Source organism: Lentzea guizhouensis (genome assembly GCF_001701025.1).
In the GTDB taxonomy this organism is placed as follows: Bacteria; Actinomycetota; Actinomycetes; order Mycobacteriales; family Pseudonocardiaceae; genus Lentzea; species Lentzea guizhouensis.
The window spans coordinates 1,459,070-1,474,300 of the sequence record NZ_CP016793.1 but is presented as its reverse complement, the minus strand read 5'-3'; the positions used below and the strand labels follow the sequence as shown (position 1 = coordinate 1,474,300).

Here is a 15,231-nt window from a genome sequence, read left to right as displayed (position 1 = left end):
CGGTAAGCCGCAGCGACGGCAGCCCGCCCTCGCGGCCATGGCCGGTTTTGGTGCCGACCTTCAGGCCGGACAGGACGGGTTCGGGGCGGGCGCAGCACCGCGAGGACGAGTTCCACCGCGTCCACGGGAACCGGAATCTGGCCGGTCATGTGCCGCGGCGGGTATCGATGCCGCGCACGTCCAGGCCGAGTGCTTCGGCCGCGCGGGTCGGGACGCCGTGCGTAGCCTCCATGCCCATCCCCGGGTGCTTGATCGCCACGGTGTAGCCGACGCGGTCGGGTGCGGGGTCGTGCAGGACGTCGACGGGCAGCAGTTCGCCGGAGGTGACCCGGTGGCTTTGTGAGCGGGCACCGGTCGCGACTTCCTCGGCGAGCGCCTTGATGTGCGCGCCCAGCTCCGGGGAGTTGAGGATTTCGGCTACGCCGTCACGGTCGACCTGAAAGCCCGTGAACGCTCGCACGGTCAGCCCTCCACTTCCACGAGCCGCACCCAGAACCGGGTCGGCCGTAGCGCGGTTCCCACATCTCCGGCGTGCCGTCGACGCGGAACGTCCGGCCTCGCCACTCGGCCTGTTCGCGCGGGCCGACCTGGTCATAGGTGAACAGCCGCCAGCGCGTAATCACGGGCTGGCGGCCGGTCTCTGCAGGTTCGGCGGAGACGTGCGGCTGCATGTAGCCGCGAACGTCACGGCGTGGTGCGTCAGGGCCGTAGATCAGGGCGGGGGCGGGGTTGCCGTACTGGTCCTCGGCCTCCATGGGATCAACGAGAGTCACGATGTGCGGCAGCTGCAATGGGCTACGTCCTTTACGTAACCAGCGCCGCTCACCAGGCGATACATCCTCATACCGGCGGGTAGGGGGAGGGCACAGGATGGGGAATGGGGATGTGTCCGGTGCCTGGGCGCGGACCGCGCTGGTGCTGGCGGTGGGCGTGTTGCTGTCGGCCGGGGTGGTCAACGTGCTGATCGCGGTGACCGAGTCGGTGCTGTGGCCGGTGGTCGTCGGCGTGGGCTGGGTGGGTGTCGCGGCCGGCGTGACCATCTGGGCTGATGCTGCTGTTACGTCCAGATTGAGAACGCGCCGCGCGGTACCGGCGTCGGTGGCCGCAGAAGTTTCAGCTCGTCGGAGGTGAAGGGCAAGCCGCCGCAATCATGGGCGAGCGTGCGGGGCGTGCCCGCCGATCGCCTCCTCTTTCAAACCCTCCGGTGGAGTGGCCAGCGCGCGCAGAACGGCGGCGCTGACCACTCCGACCGCCGTGGCGGGCGGTGGGTCGGTCATCGAGGGGACGAGGGTGTGCGCCATCGCGGAGGCGTCCGCGCACAGGATCGTGACGCGGGCGCGCTCGGCGGGCGTCATCGACGGTCGCCGAGAAGAGCATTAGGACTGGTCACAGGGGATCACCACCCGGCGTGCAGATGTTGAGGAACTTGTGCGTGCGCCGTCGCGTTCTCACCGCTCGCGGTGATCGTCGCGGGTGGCGAGTTCAGCAGTGAGCTTGGGAAGTACGGTTCAGCGATGGACAGGAGAGGCGAGCTGTGACGCGCGACCACGCTGACGATTCCGCCGTGCCGGGCTTCGAGATCACCGACCATGACGGCGTCCTGGTTGTCAGGGTGACCGGCGACATCGACATGACCAACGCCGATGAGGCGCGCGAGGCGCTGGAGACGACGCTGGACACACGCCCGGCAGGGCTGGTGGTGGATCTGGCCGTGCAGTTCATCGCCTCATCCGGGCTGGCGGTGCTGGTGGAGATCAGCCAGCGTGCGGAGCAGGACGGGATCGGGTTCGCTGTCGCGGCAGCCGATCGCGCGGCGCGGCGCCCGCTGGTGCTGACCAGCATGGATCAGATCTTCGATCTCTACGAGAGCGCGCCGGACGCCGTCGAGGCGCTACGCCAGGCCCAACCTGACACCGCGCTCGGCTCCTCGTACTGACCTGATTCGGTGCCCACCGGACGTGACCGTGGCTTTCGGCACTTCGTTCGGGGCCGTTCGCCTCTCGCGCGAACGAGCCGACCTTGGCGAGCATGGTGGTACGGGACGGGTAGGGCGTGGCGCCCGTCTCCAGCACGGTACGAGTTGTCCCCAGCGGTGCACATGGATTGACGCCCCAATTGCCTACCGCCATGCCGCCGTGCCTGATGACCTCCCAGTTCGAACGCTGCGAGGTCATCAGCTATGCGACGAAACGTGCGGGCGTTCCGTGTGACCGGCGGTTCGAGGGGTAACCCAGCGGCGCCGGGTCCGAGCTTCGCTGGACACGGTTGGACCGCACGAACTGTCTGGCGGGCTTAGCGGTGTTAAGCAGCCAGCATTGCGGGAGGGTCCGGCGGCGCGGTGCGGGTCCGGGCAAGCCCACATCGGCCCCGCACCGCGTCTCACCGTCAGCTCGTCGCAGGCTCCTTCGCCGGACGGCCGCCGACCGCGCGCACGCCGAGATCAGCGGGCAGCGCCCGCAGCGCGTCGGCCGTGGCCTTGTCGCTGACCTCCGCCTCACCGTCCACGAACGTCACGCCGAGGTCGTGCACGACGAGTTCCTTGTAGACGCTGGACGTGAACCTCACGCGCCACCACCCCCGGCCGGAGCTGCGGTGGTCAGGCCGGTGACCCTGCCGTGCGCGATCTCCGGCCCGAACTCCAGCGAGATCTCGCCGTAGATCTGCGCCTTGTCCGTGGAACCGGTGCGCGCCAACGACTCGGAGAACATGAAGCCCTTGCCGGGAGTCTCCAGCAGCACGGGCGCGCACTGGTCGAGGCTGACCACCTGCACCGTGTCGGCAGGCATGTAGCGGTTCAGCATGATGTTGAGCCGCCCGAAGTCCGTCTCGATCGTGGAGACGGAGACGCCGCCGACGTTGCGGGACTGCTCCTGATAGTTCTTCTTGGTGACGAACTCGTTGGTGAGCTGACGCTTCTGCCACGCCGCACACATCAGGGTGGCGGTCTCGGAGACCTGGATGCCGCCGTTCTCCCAAACCTTCTGCAACAGGTCGAGAATCATCGCCTCGGTCAGCGGCTTGGCCGTGGCGTTGGTGATGACGTTGGTCTTGGTGGCCTCCAGGATGCCGCGCGTCTTGCGCACGGTGGAGTTGTCCGTGGGCTCTTGGAGCTTGCCCGTGATGAAGCCGAGTCGACGTCGCGGCCGATCTGGATCAACGCCTGGCGGGTCTGCCAGTCCAGTTCGTTGAGGACCGCGTTGGTGCCACCGATGCTGGCGGCGTCGGGTTCCCCGGCGGGGTGGCGGACCTCGACGGAGTCGAGGCAGAACTGGGCGACGGGGTTTTCGTGGTGTGACCAGGCGCGGGACTTGGTCAGCGCCATGAGTTCGGTCATGCCGTCGGTCATGCCCTTGTAGGTCTGCCGCACGGGAAACATCGGCACGCCGGTGCCCGAGCACCGCAGCGGCGGCCCGACCGTCGAGGTACTTGTCCCGACGTGCATCAAGCCCGCGGCTTTGAGGAACCCGTCCTTCTCGTCGCGGGACTTGAAGCACAGGGCGAACCAGAACTCGGAGTCCGTGGCGAGGCGGAATTGTTCGTCCTCGCGCTTGATGCGTTCGCGGAACCCCGACCGTCAGGGCGTCGAGCTCGGCGCCGGCGTCGGCCGCGAGGTCTCCGGTGTGCTCGACGTTCTGCAGGGGATCGGGTTCGGGTTCGGCGTTGAGCTGCGCGAGCAGGTCCGCATTGGAGGATGGTCCGCCGAGCACGGTCGTGGACGTGAGCTGTGCCAGTAGATCGGCGTTGGGGTCGAGCAGCGAGGCCGCGGCGGAACAGCGTCGTGCAGGTAGTGCTTGGAGCTGAACAGCACATCCAGGGCGCGGCCCGCTCGTCGAGGTCCCCGCTCTCCAGCTTCTTGGACATCAGACAGCGCCGCCAGCAACCTCCGGCGCATTGGCCTCGAGCCAGCTCACGGGATCGGACGGGCGGAACCGCCACAGGTCACCGATCACCGACGCGGGGTGCCTGCCGACCACCTACTCCGCGGTGAGCCGCACGCCGGAAACTCCTTCCGCGAACGCGAGTGCCTCGAACCGGAGACCTGCGTGCTCTGTCGATGTTGTCGGTGTAGGCGAAGCCGTGCTGGGTACCTCGTGGGTGTCAAGGCTGGTTCGCCGGCTTGGTGGACGCCGCGCAATGTGGTCTGGCCGGGCTTGACGCGGTGCGTTAAGCAGCCAGCCTCCCCGCTGTCTGGTTGCGCGGCGCGGGCGGCTGGAGATGCGCCGCCCGTGCTGCGCCCCATCAGGCTCTACGCCTGCTCTTTGGCACGCGTACACCGAACTCGGCGGCCAGCGCTCGCAGCGCCTCGGTGGTGGCCTTGTCCATTGATCTCCTCATCGCCGAGCCGGAGCCGACGACGTCCAGGCGTCCGTCCGGGTTGTCCACGATCAACTGAGGCCAGTTGATCACGACTGAGCAGAGCCGGAGTCCAGGCGTCGCAACAACTCCGGGTGGATGTAGGACAGCGGCTGTTCGCCTTCGCAGTAGGCGTCTAGCGGGTCGATTTCTGGGAGCTTAGCATTGTAGCCGCGCGAGACGGGTTCCCCGCTGCTCCGCTGACAGCGTGAACTTCGCTGATGATGCGAATACCACCTGAGGAGAACTACTTGGGTGCACTTTTGATAGCACTGAGGACTTCCGTCGCGCCCGGTGCAAGGCCTTGTCCACCTTCGCATTCGCGACTGTAAGGAATGTGAGCTGCGGGAGGTGGAATATCTTTTGGTTGCCACTTTATTCCATGCTGGCACTGCTCGTGATCGATTGAGGGGCAGTTCGTACACATCAGAGGTAATGTATCTCGCGCTTGGTGCGATCGTGCGTCTCGATCGCCCAAATGGATGGAGCGGGTCCGAAGTGTGCGTCACGCGATGCGATTGATATGGCGAAAGGCGCAATACGGCCTGCGCTGTCCTCCGCAATTCGTCAGCGTTCGAGTCAGGCCCATCGACGCGTCACCGATCTGGAAGTTAGCTTGTTAGTGGCGTGCACAACGCCCCGAATAATTTGAAGTTCAGTCCGCGAGAGTAACGATCCACCTCGGAAGGAATCGGAACACAATGATGAAGCGTCTTGCCTCCGTCATGGCGATGTTCGGCCTCGTGTTCGCCGCGTTGCTCGGCGTCGCGGGTACCGCGTCGGCGACTGGTGGAACCACCAGTCCGACGTTCGACTGCGCCAACGTCATCGGCGTGGGGCAGATCTGCGACAACGTGGACAACGTGGTCGTCACCATCACCCACATCGGGGTGCTCAGCGGCAGCGATCTGGTCGATGTGGAGAACGTGCTCAACAACATCGCGGTCACCGGGATCAACGGCGACGTCAACGTGATCAAGAACAACGTCGTCAACCTCTACGGCAACGAATTCAACATCCCCATCCTGTCCGGCAACGTCATCGTTGTCGGCTGGCCGACCTGCGGTTGCTAAACGGCGGAGTCCCGCAGTTGTAACCGCGCAGCCGACGAGGACCACATCTCCAACCGACCAGGATTCGATTCGATACGGATCGGGCCCTGGTCGGTCTGGCATTAGTCGCAGATGATGACCGACTTGACAAGGCGAGACAATGCCGCCGACATGCGGTACACCCCAACCACAGATGGCGCCATCGCCCGATCGAGCGTCAAGCCAAGCCCGCAAGCGGGCAAGCTCTGACATCACGTGCAAGACCCTTGAGATATCGCGCGAGTTCAATTTGGCCGGAGGAGCGTCAATTGGCAATAATTTCGACGTACTGTGTCCGCTGCCACTGATATCAGTGGTGGAGCAGATCCTGTCCAGCAATGGTCAACACCAATGTGCTGCGCCGTGCGTCTGAGCGGGCCTCACGCCACTCAAGCAGCCGCTTTCAGCCGCTGCCGGGGGCGATGACCGACCGGTCCAGACCGGCCGCTCATGGGCGGAACCCGACGTGTGCGGTACGCGGACCATGACGGGAGAACCGGTGCGGCCAATGCTGGCGGCTGAACTACGGCTAGATCAATGAGCGTCTCAAGGTAAGCAGTGTTCGCGCTGTACACGTCGCTTTGCCAGGGCATGCCAACGCCGTCGCCGCGGCCGTGACCAGCTCCTCATGACCACCTCCAGTCGCACGGATCGGCGAACTTGCAATACCGCGCGGGTGTCTTTAGTTCGGGATGGCGCAGGTTCGTATCGTCCTGGGAGTGGAAGGTGATCAGGTGGCTGGTCTGCTCGAAGACGGCATCATCGCAATCACCGTGCAGCAGCTGCACACGCTGGCAACGCTGAACACGCCGGTGGACCTGGTGAAGGAGTTCGCGCTTCCCGTGCCGCCCCTGGGTGATCTGTGTACTGCTCGGCGTTCCGTACGCCGACCGCGAGACCTTCCAGCCGAACTCCTCGAAGTTCATGGAACGGGACGTGAACCTTGAGGACAAGATGGCCGCGTTCGGTGCGATGATGAGCCACACCTCGGCCAGTTGTTGCGCAAACAAGCGCGCCGAGGCTTCTGCTGGCAGGCCACCGCGAACGTGCTCGCCCTGGGTACCTTCGCGGTGCTGGAGCATCCCGATAAGCAGGCCGAGCTTCGCTCCGACCCGTCGTTGATGATCGACACGGTGGAAGGGCTGATGCGCTACCTGTCGGTGACCGACATCTTCTTCCGCTACGCCACCGAGGACGTCGAGTTCGGCGGCGAGAAAGATCCGTGCTGGCTCGACCGTCGTCGTCTCGCTGCTCGCCGCCAACCGCGTCCCGCACCGCTTCGAGGACCCCGACGGGCTCGATGTGCATTGCAAGGTCTGCGGTCAGGTGGCGTTCGGGCACGGCATCCGGCATCTCGGGTCGTCCATCCGCAGTAGGCCGGCTGCGCCGGTCAGGACCTCTGCCGCAGTTGATGGCTGCATCGTGGGCGCGGGTGGTGTCATCGGTGTCGGGCACGAACGTGAACCTGATTCGCGCGACCATTCCTGCCGTCGCCGTCGTCGCTGTTCTGGCGGCGACGCTAACGGCGCGCCGCTGAGGCCGATAGGGCAGTCATGAACACTCGTGACACCGGTATCGGGAGGCGGCGTGCTGCGGATACCGACCTCCGACCTCGGTGTTTCTCGGTCTCGCGGTCGTCCATCTGGCGTTAGGAGCCCATGACGCCCTGGTGTGGCCGGTGGTCGCGGGTGTCGCTGCGTGCTTGGGCAGCACGCCGGGCAGGCCGCTCCCATGACCGGTCACCCCGGCCTCTCCGAGACCACCAGCCCATGCGAACACGCCGGCCAGCACCCCGACGACCGCCGCCGTGCCGCCTGCCAACGCAAGGGTGAGACTCCCCGAAGTCAGACCCACCAGCCCGACCACCACGAGTACGCCGCCTGCCCACACGCCCCACCACACGCGCCTGCGCTCCGTTGCTGCCACGCTGTGCACGGTGAACATCAACTCACGCGCGCACACGACGCACTGAACCCTGGTGCCGCTCGGCCGGTTCTCCGTTCGCTGGACGCTGCACCTCCCACGGCACGGCGCCCCGGTACTCGAACGAGACCTCTCCCGGCGAGGTAGGCGCCCAGAAGTTCACCCGATGACGTACCACGGCCCGATGACTTCTGGCCGGCTTCACCGGCACGCCACACCCCTTCCGCCGCGGGACCCACGCAACGAGCGCGTCGCCGACTTTATCGAATGGCCGTCGAAGCAGCGCACGCTGGCCAACGGACGACACTGACCGTCGTACTCGCCACGCCCGTGCGACCCGCCGCCTTACTCGCGCAGATCGCCGAAGTGGACTCGCTCAGCCACACCCTGCTCGACGGGTTCAACAGCGACCGGTCCAATGTGCACCGCCTGCGCAGCTTGCTCGTGCACGCGAGTGTGCTGCCGGCACGCGACGAACATCTGAGCCGCACCGACCTCTGGCTGAGCCGGACATTGGCCGAACTACCGGGTCACCTCCAGCGCATCATCCGGCCGTACGCCCAATGGGAAGTGCTCCGCCCCTACCGTGATCGCCCACCCGAGAAGTGGCTCACGCCCAACACCGCCGGGTTCGTGCGGAGCAACATCAGCGTCGTTGTGCAGTTCCTGCTCTGGCTCGATGACCACGAGTTGTCCCTAGGCCAGCTGACCCAGGATCGGCTCGATTCCTGGCCCATCGGGGGAACGACAGCCCGCCACGGCCTGACCGCCGACCTCCACGTACCCCTGATGCAACGTGGCGATCCGGCCATCTGGCTCGACGAAGACGAGCACTGAGACGTCTTGCACAACTGCCTCACCAACGCAGACCTACCGCTCGACGTCCGTGCCGGCGGCGGCCTGTTGCTGTTGTTCGGCACCCCGGCCATACGCCTGGTCAAGCTCACCAACGACCACATCACCGCCCGCGACAACAAAGTCCACCTGCGACTCGGACGCCACGACCTGCTCCTGCCGCCCGCACTGGCGACCATCGTGCTCCGGCAGGCTCAGTGCCTGTTCAATACCTCGTCAGCATGGTCCGAAATGGACGTTCAGCACCAGGCGGGGTCACCTGGTGCTGAGGCCGGTGGCTCGGGTTCATGTTGGCTGCAAGGGCATGGTCATGATTCTTAGCTTTGACTCTGGCCGGGATCTGCCCGGTCAGGATCGCTTGCGCCTGAGCCGTCTGATCCGCAAACGAAAACGACTCGGTTTTCTGCGGTCCTGCTCGGATGGGATCCGCACGGCCATGAGCTCGTTAACAACCTCTGCGACGTCTCGGCCGTCTCCTGGGTCCACGGCGCCGGCCAGGAGGATCTGGCAGGCCTTACCTAGCTTGGAGCGCTGGTTGGGGTGATCCATAACCTCGCCGGGTTCGGCTACGATGTGGCGCAGGCTGAGCCCTTGTGCCATCGCGGTGAGCATGAGCGTGAGCTCGTCGAGGTCAATTCCTGGGCGCAGCGACACGCCGCGCGCGGCCAGAACGTTTGCGTATATTCCACGCCAGTGCTCAGAGGAGTGCTTGTACACGCCAGAGAGCGCCTCTCGGGCCTGCTCGTGGAAGTCGGCCAGGCCGGCTACCAGGTGCTGAAGCCGCGCCGACGTCTCGGCAGTATGCAGTTTTTTCATGTCGAGATAGGCGATCCGGTCAACGGCGGCGCTGAAGTTCGCCGTTTCGCACAGTTCGGCACGCGTCGCTTTGTCGATCAGCTCATCGGTCAGCAAGTAGCGCTCTAACAGCACATATCGGGTCAGATCGCCTAGGTACAAAGTCATGTTCGGCCATGCGTACTTCATCGTGCCGATCGAGGGCTTGGTTTTGCCTTTCTTGTAGTCGGGTGGTGTTCCGAACAAGGCGCAGGCGATGTCTTTGTCACCCCGCGCATTCTGAAAGATCTTGTTCGCCTCGGCGATGACGTTCTTCTGCGTCAACGTGTCCAGTGGGCGGGGGGCGTGCTCGTCGGCCTGGCCGAGCACGTCCAGCTCGGCTAATCGCCGGCCGGCTTCCAGACACGCCCGGACCACCGGGCTGTTGGCCAGCTTCCGGCCGGTGAACAGCCTGCCGCTGTGTTTCCGCACGTTCGTGGCGATGTCATCGAGTGGACCTTTGTACATGGGGCGAGTATTCCGAACCTGCGGCCGGCGCCGCTGCTCCATCGTGGAGGAAAAGTCCTCCAACTGGCAGGACCAGCGAAGACCTACCAGGTCGATCCGCATCCCGGTTACCTGTGATCACCAACCCGCAGAGAGGTGACCACAGTGAGCAGGCACTCGCGCAGGCCCCATCGTCAGCCGCAACGTCGACAGCCGCGTTCCGTTCTCGTGTTGCAGATCGGGCTCGTTCTGTTGCAGGGCGGCCTCGCCCTGGTCGAGTTCGCGGACGCGGTCACCAGCTTGCTGGGCCACGTGTGGTGAAGGATCGGGCACCAGTTCTCAACCCCAAGTTGAACGTTCGCCCCAGGACCGCCCATCGCAGACAACTGCTGGCGGCTAAACGCTAGTCGCCCAGGAATGTCAACAATCGCGGACATTGCATATGAGTCGCCCAGGATGTCGCTCACGGGATAAGGGGTTTTCGCGATGTACCGGGCGCCGGCCGCGTCGTTTCAAGTGGCGCGGCTGCGCGCAATGGTGCGGGTCAGCCTCCGGGCCATCAGGATGATCGCGGACCAGGTGAGGGCGGCTTCGCTGTGCTGGGGCAGGCGTTCGTAGTCGCGGACGTTGCGGCGGGCGCGCAGCAGCCAGGACAGGGTGCGTTCGACGACCCAGCGGCGTGGGAGCAGGACGAATCCGGTGGCGCCGGGGGGCCGGTTCACGACGGTGATCCTCATGCCGAGGAACGTCTGTGCCCAGCCGACGAGTGCGCCGCTGTAGGCGGAGTCGGCGTAGACCTGCACGACGTGCGGACTGGTCAGGCGGAGCCGGAAGAGCAGTTCGCGAGCGATGTCACGGTCGGTCATGTTGGCTGGGACGACCATCATCGTCAGCGGGAGCCCGCCCAGGTCGACCACGACGGCCCGCTTGCGTCCGTTGACTTTCTTGGCGGCGTCGTAGCCGCGGCTGGTCTTCGCGACGGTCTCGGCGGCCTTCACCGACTGGGAGTCGATCACGACGGTGACCGCGCGGGCCGCGTAGCCGCGCGCGGTGCGGATGCGGGCGCGCAGTTCGTCGGCGATGCGCGCGAGCACGCCGGCAGCGGCCCAGCGGGTGTAGAAGCCGTGCACGGTCTGCCAGGGCGGAAAGTCGCCGGGCAGCGACCTCCACTTCGCGCCGTTGTCGACGATGTAGCGGATCGCGTCCACGATCGCCCGCCGCTCGTGCGCCTCCGGGCGTCCGCCGCGCGGTGTGTGGCTGGCCGGGACCGGCAGCAGCGGCTCGATCAGCGACCACTCGGCGTCGGTGGTGTCGGAGGGGTAACGGCGCCGGCGGCGCGTCACGGGCCTGCGCGCCATCGTGTTGTTTTCCCTGTCTGGCAGCGTTTTCCGGCGGTGTTGGCGACCCCAACACCGCCGCGCCACCGTGGGCGTCGTAAGGCGGGAAAGCGTCTGGTTGTGCAACGGGTCGGGCGCGTCAGCGGCGGGTGCGTCGCGCGGTCTTGGGGCCACGGAGCCGGGTCACGGGTTCGTCGAGGTTGAGTTTCTTGAGCAGCTCGAACGTGGCCCGCGCACCACCGAGCTGTTCACGGACAAGGCGGATCCAGTCGTCGTCGGGCATCCAGCTGTAGTGCGGCTCGATGGTCGCGGTGATCAACCGGCTGATCTGGGTGAGGTTGCGGCGGAACTGCGCCCGCGCGTAAGCGATCAGGTCGTCGAGTTCAGGGCTGAGCCGGTAGCCCTCGCCTGGGGTCCAGATCAGCGGGGTGCCGTGCTGGGAAGCCAGCACCTCGCGCAGGTAGACCAGGCCGCGGCGGACCTGCGAGAGCGACATCTTCGTGGCCGAGACCAGCTGGGCGAGGGTCAGCGCGGACGGGCGGGCCTCCATCAGCGCCATCCGGACCTGCTCTCCGCAGACGTGGGCGGGCAACCCGCGGCGCGACATCGTCGTCACTCGCCGCGTAACAGCTTGGCGAGCCCCTGGTCCAGGCTGGTGTTGCCGGTGTCGACCGCGCTTTCCAGCCAGTCCACCGCCGCCCGCACCCGCGCCGCGCCCTTGTGCACTGTCGCCGCCTCGTCCTCGGTGAATCGCTGCCCGCGCGAGGCGGGCACCGCTCGCCCGATCGTGGCGACGAACGCCGTGCACGCGCCGACGAGCTCCATGAACCCTGCGGTGTGCTCGAGGCGACGCAGCTCCGGCGTGCGCTGCCGCACGACGTGCGCGGCCTGGCGAGAGTGGTCGACCTGGGCACGGTTGACCGCGTGCCGGGCGGTCGTGTCAGCCATTGTCCGCGACGCCACCTCCGGCCGCCGTAGGAAGTCCGTCGTCACCACCGCGGCCACCTCGTCGGAGCTGGCGAGGTCGTGAATCGCCTCCACCTTCTCCTGCACCGTCTTCGGCCGGCCGACCTGCCAGCCCACCAGGCGCTTCGCGGCGTCCGCGGTCCACCGGCGCGTGCCGGTCCGCTCATCCAGCGGCGGCCGTTTGATCATCGCCCACCGGTCCTTGTCGACCTCGATCGCCGACAGGACCCGGTGCACCTCATAGGACACACCCTCACGCCGATGTTCCTCGGGCCAGCGGGCCGCGACCGTGCGATGCTTCTCGACCGTCCGCACCGACAGGCCGATGTCGTCGGCGAACTGCGCCAGCGACTCCGCGACGCTGAACAACTGCTCGCCGGGGCCGGGATGGGCGCCGCCGGTGGGCCGCAGCGGTTCGATCTCCAGCGCGCACTCGCCGATCCGGAACTGTGCCCGGCTGACCACCCCGACCAGGTTCCGGGCTTCCGCGACCAACTCGGCATACCGCTGCGCATTGACCTGTCCAACCATGCGAGCCACCACGCCCACCTCCGTTCACAACACCGCTGTGCACTCCCTGGGAAACGTTCGATCCGTGACGCGGCGGCCAGTGCACAATGTTTCCCCAGCTCACAGCAGCCATGCGGAGTCAAAGTGAAGCGTTCGGCCACCCGTCACAGTGACGGCTTCACGAACGCTTTCCGCGCCCGCCACGCACGCGTCCGGCACCGCGACGAACAAAATTTGGCGTCGGCACGACGTTCCACCCCCGGCGACCACGACTCACCGCACTGCGGACACACCCGCCGGCCGTGAGGAACCACTTCTCGTACGGCGGCCACCCGCACCGCCAAACCCCGCTGCCACCGCCAATGCCGAGACCGGCACGCCGCCGAGCAGTACACCGCGTGTGATCGCCTCGCTGGCGCCAGCCGCTGCCCGCACGTCGCACAAAACCGCAGCTCAACGGCAGACGGGCCCGCCACACGCAACGTCTGCCCGGTCGAGGTCGACCGCCGTCCCCGACCCGTCCCACCACGCCGCTCACCAGGCACGTCACCACGCTAGAAGCGCACCCACCAGCTCCGTGACCACCAGCAGGACGACCTTCACCGACACCCGCCGTCGCGATCCGGTTCGTCATCCGCCCGATCTACCGGTCTTGAACTGCGTGTTTCCACCAGAACCGTTGGCGTGCAACAGGCCTCGAGTATCAAAACAGCCACTCAAGACCGCGGCCGGTCCAACTTCGTTGAGGCCTCCCCCTGGTTGTTTCCCGGCGACGACCCAGGCCGACCACTGTTACCCGGAAGCCTCACCCGCAAGCTGCGCGAACACGGGATCGCCCCACGCGCCGGCCGCAACACCGGCCTGGTTGCCCTCGCTGCAGACCTGCCGCCAGCCGTGCTCGCCGATGTGCTCGGCCTGCATGTCAGCATGGCGGTCCGCTGGAGCAGCTACATCCGGCGTGACTGGAACGAGTTCCTCACCGCATGCACCGACGCGCAGATGGAGGCCAACCCATGACGATCAACCGAATGCTGCTGCTCGACCTGGAGAACGTCCTGGGATCCATCAGGATCCGCCCGACGCCGTCGTCTCCAGCCAGGCGGCGAGCGCCACCGCGGCCTGCGGGTCCAGTGCGACGATGTGGGACGCCGCCCCCAGCGCCTGCGGCGTGAATACGCTTCTCACGACCAGGCCGCCCGTCTCGTCCTGGTCCACCATCCACCGTCGTCGGGCAACTGCGCGGCCTCGGCCGCGCGGCGCCGCACAAGCGGCTGCTGCCAGCGAGCGCAGAGCAGCAGCCGCCCACCGATCCTGATCGCTCAGTCTCGGAGCTCGGTCTCCGTTTCTCCGGGGACGAGCAGGTCGGCGTAGTGCTGGATGGAGATCGTGATCTTGTTGACGCCACCTACGAGGTTGGGGTCGCCGATGACGAAACTGAAGGGCGTCGTCGACACGCCGCTAGCGGTGCGAGTGGTCTGGTCGATCTTGGTCGATCCGGCGTAAGCCCTGAAGAAGGCCGTCGCGGACTGGCCGTGTCCATTGATCACGTTGCCCGTGAGAGTTGCTGTCCGGTTGTGCCACGTGACGGTGCCTTCGACCCTGATCACGCAGCCGCCCGTAGCCGCAGTGTCCCAATCCATGCAGGTGCGGAAGCTGTCCACCGCGTATTGCACGGTTGCTGCCGCAGGAACGACGGCTCCGCCGGCAGCGATACCGGCTGTGACAGCGGCGGTTGCCGCCGCGCGACGTAGAAGGGTGTGCATGGTGCTCTCCACGGGCCTCGATGAAGAAGGTGCATCGACAGTCTTGACCAGCAGGCCACGAGCCGCGAGCAAATTGCAGGAAGTGACATTCCGTCCGCGTGGCTAGTGTCCTGCGCCGGAAATTCGCCTGCAAAAGCGTGCGAGGGACTCTGGCCACGCAGCTGCCTGGCCAGCTCCAACGCCAGCTGCTCGACGGTCTCGGTGCCGGACGTGAACAGGACCGCGTGCACCGTCGCCGCGTTGTGCGGGTGCGCCAGCCCGGCCACTGCCGCGGACTTGCCGGAGCCGGGCGGGTCCCTCCAGCACCACGCATTCCGCGTCCGCAGCGACGAGGTGCCGCAGTGCGGTGAACGCCTCCGTTGGCGCGTAGAAGGTGGTGAGCTGCTCGATCGTGGCCTGCTGGGCGGTGCCGGCCAACGGCGTCGCACTCCAGGCCGGGTTGAAGGCGATCCAGGCGGCTGGGCGCTGATCAGCACCTCGCGGCTGCCGTCGTAGGCCATGTGGATCGCGACCTGCGAGCCGCAGTGCTGGTCGAGGTAGCCTTTGACCTCGGTGAAATGCAGGCGCTCGCCCAGCTGCGGCGACCCGGTGAGGATGAGCCTGGTCAGCGTCCTGGTCGCACACGCCCCGTAGGCGGGCCCTTCGTCCGTCGCGGTGGGCAGCTCCAGCCGGCGCCTGCCGCGCCGCATCGTCTGCAACCACTCCCGCCCGGCAGACTCGACCGCGAGCCCGGGGTGGCATGCGTCGATCAGCAGAACCAGGCCGTCGAGCGCCGAGTACCGGCGGAGCAGTTCCTTGATCCGCTGCCCGACCAGCACCGCTTCCCGGGAATCGGGGACCGTGCTGTCCTTGGCCATCAGGTAGAAGTCGGCGTCCTCGAACCCGCCGTGGCCGATGAACGCCAGTACCAGGGTGGCGCGCTGGTCATGCGCCGCCCTCATCGCCTCGACCAGCGCGTCGTCGAGCTGACGAGCGCTCGGATCAACGAGCACCGGTCCCGCTGGCAGTGCCGGCGAGCACCGACCGAGCTCGGAGGTCAGCACCGCTCCGAGGTCGTGCGCCGCTCCCGGCAACATCGACAATTCCAGGCCCATCGGCTCGCACTGCGACCCCACGACCAGCACCAGACGCCCACTCACGCGATCAAGATTG

General features: G+C 66.7%; 21 protein-coding genes and 1 pseudogene. 8 read left to right on the top strand and 14 right to left on the bottom strand.

The window, feature by feature from the left end; translation table 11 throughout:
* Window positions 1–145: 145 nt before the first annotated feature.
* A complete protein-coding gene (locus BBK82_RS07520; protein WP_065914359.1) occupies window positions 146–460 on the bottom strand; it encodes a hypothetical protein in 315 nt (104 codons plus the stop codon).
* The gene (locus BBK82_RS49930) at window positions 426–755 is read right to left on the bottom strand and encodes a hypothetical protein (protein WP_154697153.1); all 330 of its coding nucleotides are present in this window, start codon (window positions 753–755) and stop codon (window positions 426–428) included. Before BBK82_RS49930 ends, BBK82_RS07520 begins: the two co-directional genes overlap by 35 nt.
* Window positions 756–870: 115 nt before the next feature.
* Here BBK82_RS49930 and BBK82_RS07515 point away from each other — a divergent pair, with 115 nt between their 5' ends.
* The gene (locus BBK82_RS07515; RefSeq protein WP_154697152.1) at window positions 871–1,131 is read left to right on the top strand and encodes a hypothetical protein; all 261 of its coding nucleotides are present in this window, start codon (window positions 871–873) and stop codon (window positions 1,129–1,131) included.
* A gap of 17 nt (window positions 1,132–1,148) precedes the next feature.
* Here the strand turns inward: BBK82_RS07515 and BBK82_RS07510 are convergent, their stop codons facing one another.
* Window positions 1,149–1,355 carry a hypothetical protein gene (locus BBK82_RS07510; protein ID WP_065914357.1) on the bottom strand — a complete coding sequence of 69 codons (207 nt, stop codon included), beginning with the start codon at window positions 1,353–1,355 and terminating at the stop codon, window positions 1,149–1,151.
* A 179-nt stretch (window positions 1,356–1,534) separates the two neighbouring features.
* On the opposite strand from BBK82_RS07510, the gene BBK82_RS07505 reads away from it, so the two are divergent.
* On the top strand, window positions 1,535–1,936 hold the full coding sequence (locus tag BBK82_RS07505) for an STAS domain-containing protein (RefSeq protein WP_083267846.1): 402 nt from the start codon (window positions 1,535–1,537) through the stop codon (window positions 1,934–1,936).
* Between the two features lie 449 nt (window positions 1,937–2,385).
* On the opposite strand, the gene BBK82_RS07500 is transcribed toward BBK82_RS07505, so the two are convergent.
* Window positions 2,386–2,565: a hypothetical protein gene (locus tag BBK82_RS07500; RefSeq protein ID WP_065914356.1), complete on the bottom strand. Its 180-nt coding sequence runs from the start codon at window positions 2,563–2,565 to the stop codon at window positions 2,386–2,388.
* Window positions 2,562–3,083: an SU10 major capsid protein gene (locus BBK82_RS53830; protein ID WP_065914355.1), complete on the bottom strand. Its 522-nt coding sequence runs from the start codon at window positions 3,081–3,083 to the stop codon at window positions 2,562–2,564. Before BBK82_RS53830 ends, BBK82_RS07500 begins: the two co-directional genes overlap by 4 nt.
* Before the next feature lie 468 nt (window positions 3,084–3,551).
* On the opposite strand from BBK82_RS53830, the gene BBK82_RS49925 reads away from it, so the two are divergent.
* Entirely contained in the window at window positions 3,552–3,734 is a 183-nt protein-coding gene (locus BBK82_RS49925; protein ID WP_065914353.1) for a hypothetical protein, read from the top strand.
* A 505-nt stretch (window positions 3,735–4,239) separates the two neighbouring features.
* Here the strand turns inward: BBK82_RS49925 and BBK82_RS49920 are convergent.
* Complete coding sequence (locus BBK82_RS49920; protein WP_154697151.1) at window positions 4,240–4,407, bottom strand: hypothetical protein; 168 nt, start codon at window positions 4,405–4,407, stop codon at window positions 4,240–4,242.
* Between the two features lie 647 nt (window positions 4,408–5,054).
* Here BBK82_RS49920 and BBK82_RS07480 point away from each other — a divergent pair.
* A complete protein-coding gene (locus tag BBK82_RS07480) occupies window positions 5,055–5,426 on the top strand; it encodes a hypothetical protein (RefSeq protein WP_154697150.1) in 372 nt (123 codons plus the stop codon).
* Window positions 5,427–6,070: 644 nt separating this feature from the next.
* Here the strand turns inward: BBK82_RS07480 and BBK82_RS57195 are convergent.
* Complete coding sequence (locus tag BBK82_RS57195; RefSeq protein WP_065914351.1) at window positions 6,071–6,706, bottom strand: hypothetical protein; 636 nt, start codon at window positions 6,704–6,706, stop codon at window positions 6,071–6,073.
* A 928-nt stretch (window positions 6,707–7,634) separates the two neighbouring features.
* Between BBK82_RS57195 and BBK82_RS07470 the strand changes: the two genes are divergently transcribed.
* Together BBK82_RS07470 and BBK82_RS49910 are read left to right on the top strand one after the other, a co-directional pair.
* Complete coding sequence (locus BBK82_RS07470; RefSeq protein WP_154697149.1) at window positions 7,635–8,204, top strand: hypothetical protein; 570 nt, start codon at window positions 7,635–7,637, stop codon at window positions 8,202–8,204.
* A 6-nt stretch (window positions 8,205–8,210) separates the two neighbouring features.
* Window positions 8,211–8,543, top strand: coding sequence for a hypothetical protein (locus tag BBK82_RS49910; RefSeq protein WP_154697148.1), 333 nt, complete (start codon window positions 8,211–8,213; stop codon window positions 8,541–8,543).
* Window positions 8,544–8,570: 27 nt separating this feature from the next.
* On the opposite strand, the gene BBK82_RS07465 is transcribed toward BBK82_RS49910, so the two are convergent.
* The gene (locus BBK82_RS07465; RefSeq protein ID WP_065914349.1) at window positions 8,571–9,626 is read right to left on the bottom strand and encodes a hypothetical protein; all 1,056 of its coding nucleotides are present in this window, start codon (window positions 9,624–9,626) and stop codon (window positions 8,571–8,573) included.
* Window positions 9,627–9,668: 42 nt separating this feature from the next.
* On the opposite strand from BBK82_RS07465, the gene BBK82_RS49905 reads away from it, so the two are divergent.
* Window positions 9,669–9,824 carry a hypothetical protein gene (locus BBK82_RS49905; RefSeq protein ID WP_154697147.1) on the top strand — a complete coding sequence of 52 codons (156 nt, stop codon included), beginning with the start codon at window positions 9,669–9,671 and terminating at the stop codon, window positions 9,822–9,824.
* 215 nt (window positions 9,825–10,039) lie between these two features.
* Here the strand turns inward: BBK82_RS49905 and BBK82_RS07460 are convergent.
* The 3 genes and pseudogenes from BBK82_RS07460 to BBK82_RS07450 form a co-directional block, all read right to left on the bottom strand.
* Window positions 10,040–10,861 (bottom strand): annotated as a pseudogene (locus BBK82_RS07460) (IS5 family transposase); the annotation flags it as partial.
* A 118-nt stretch (window positions 10,862–10,979) separates the two neighbouring features.
* Window positions 10,980–11,456, bottom strand: a complete 477-nt coding sequence (locus BBK82_RS07455; protein ID WP_065914347.1) for a hypothetical protein — start codon at window positions 11,454–11,456, stop codon at window positions 10,980–10,982.
* Window positions 11,453–12,337, bottom strand: a complete 885-nt coding sequence (locus BBK82_RS07450; protein WP_083268738.1) for a DUF6192 family protein — start codon at window positions 12,335–12,337, stop codon at window positions 11,453–11,455. Before BBK82_RS07450 ends, BBK82_RS07455 begins: the two co-directional genes overlap by 4 nt.
* Before the next feature lie 663 nt (window positions 12,338–13,000).
* On the opposite strand from BBK82_RS07450, the gene BBK82_RS49900 reads away from it, so the two are divergent.
* Window positions 13,001–13,333: a hypothetical protein gene (locus BBK82_RS49900; protein ID WP_154697146.1), complete on the top strand. Its 333-nt coding sequence runs from the start codon at window positions 13,001–13,003 to the stop codon at window positions 13,331–13,333.
* Window positions 13,334–13,381: 48 nt separating this feature from the next.
* Here BBK82_RS49900 and BBK82_RS49895 read toward each other — a convergent pair whose 3' ends face one another.
* The 3 genes from BBK82_RS49895 to BBK82_RS07440 all read right to left on the bottom strand — a co-directional run bounded on the left by BBK82_RS49895 (window position 13,382) and on the right by BBK82_RS07440 (window position 15,218).
* Window positions 13,382–13,534 carry a hypothetical protein gene (locus BBK82_RS49895; RefSeq protein ID WP_154697145.1) on the bottom strand — a complete coding sequence of 51 codons (153 nt, stop codon included), beginning with the start codon at window positions 13,532–13,534 and terminating at the stop codon, window positions 13,382–13,384.
* Window positions 13,535–13,635: 101 nt separating this feature from the next.
* Complete coding sequence (locus BBK82_RS07445; RefSeq protein WP_065914346.1) at window positions 13,636–13,923, bottom strand: hypothetical protein; 288 nt, start codon at window positions 13,921–13,923, stop codon at window positions 13,636–13,638.
* Window positions 13,920–15,218, bottom strand: coding sequence for a caspase family protein (locus BBK82_RS07440; protein WP_154697144.1), 1,299 nt, complete (start codon window positions 15,216–15,218; stop codon window positions 13,920–13,922). Before BBK82_RS07440 ends, BBK82_RS07445 begins: the two co-directional genes overlap by 4 nt.
* Between the last annotated feature and the right edge of the window lie 13 nt (window positions 15,219–15,231).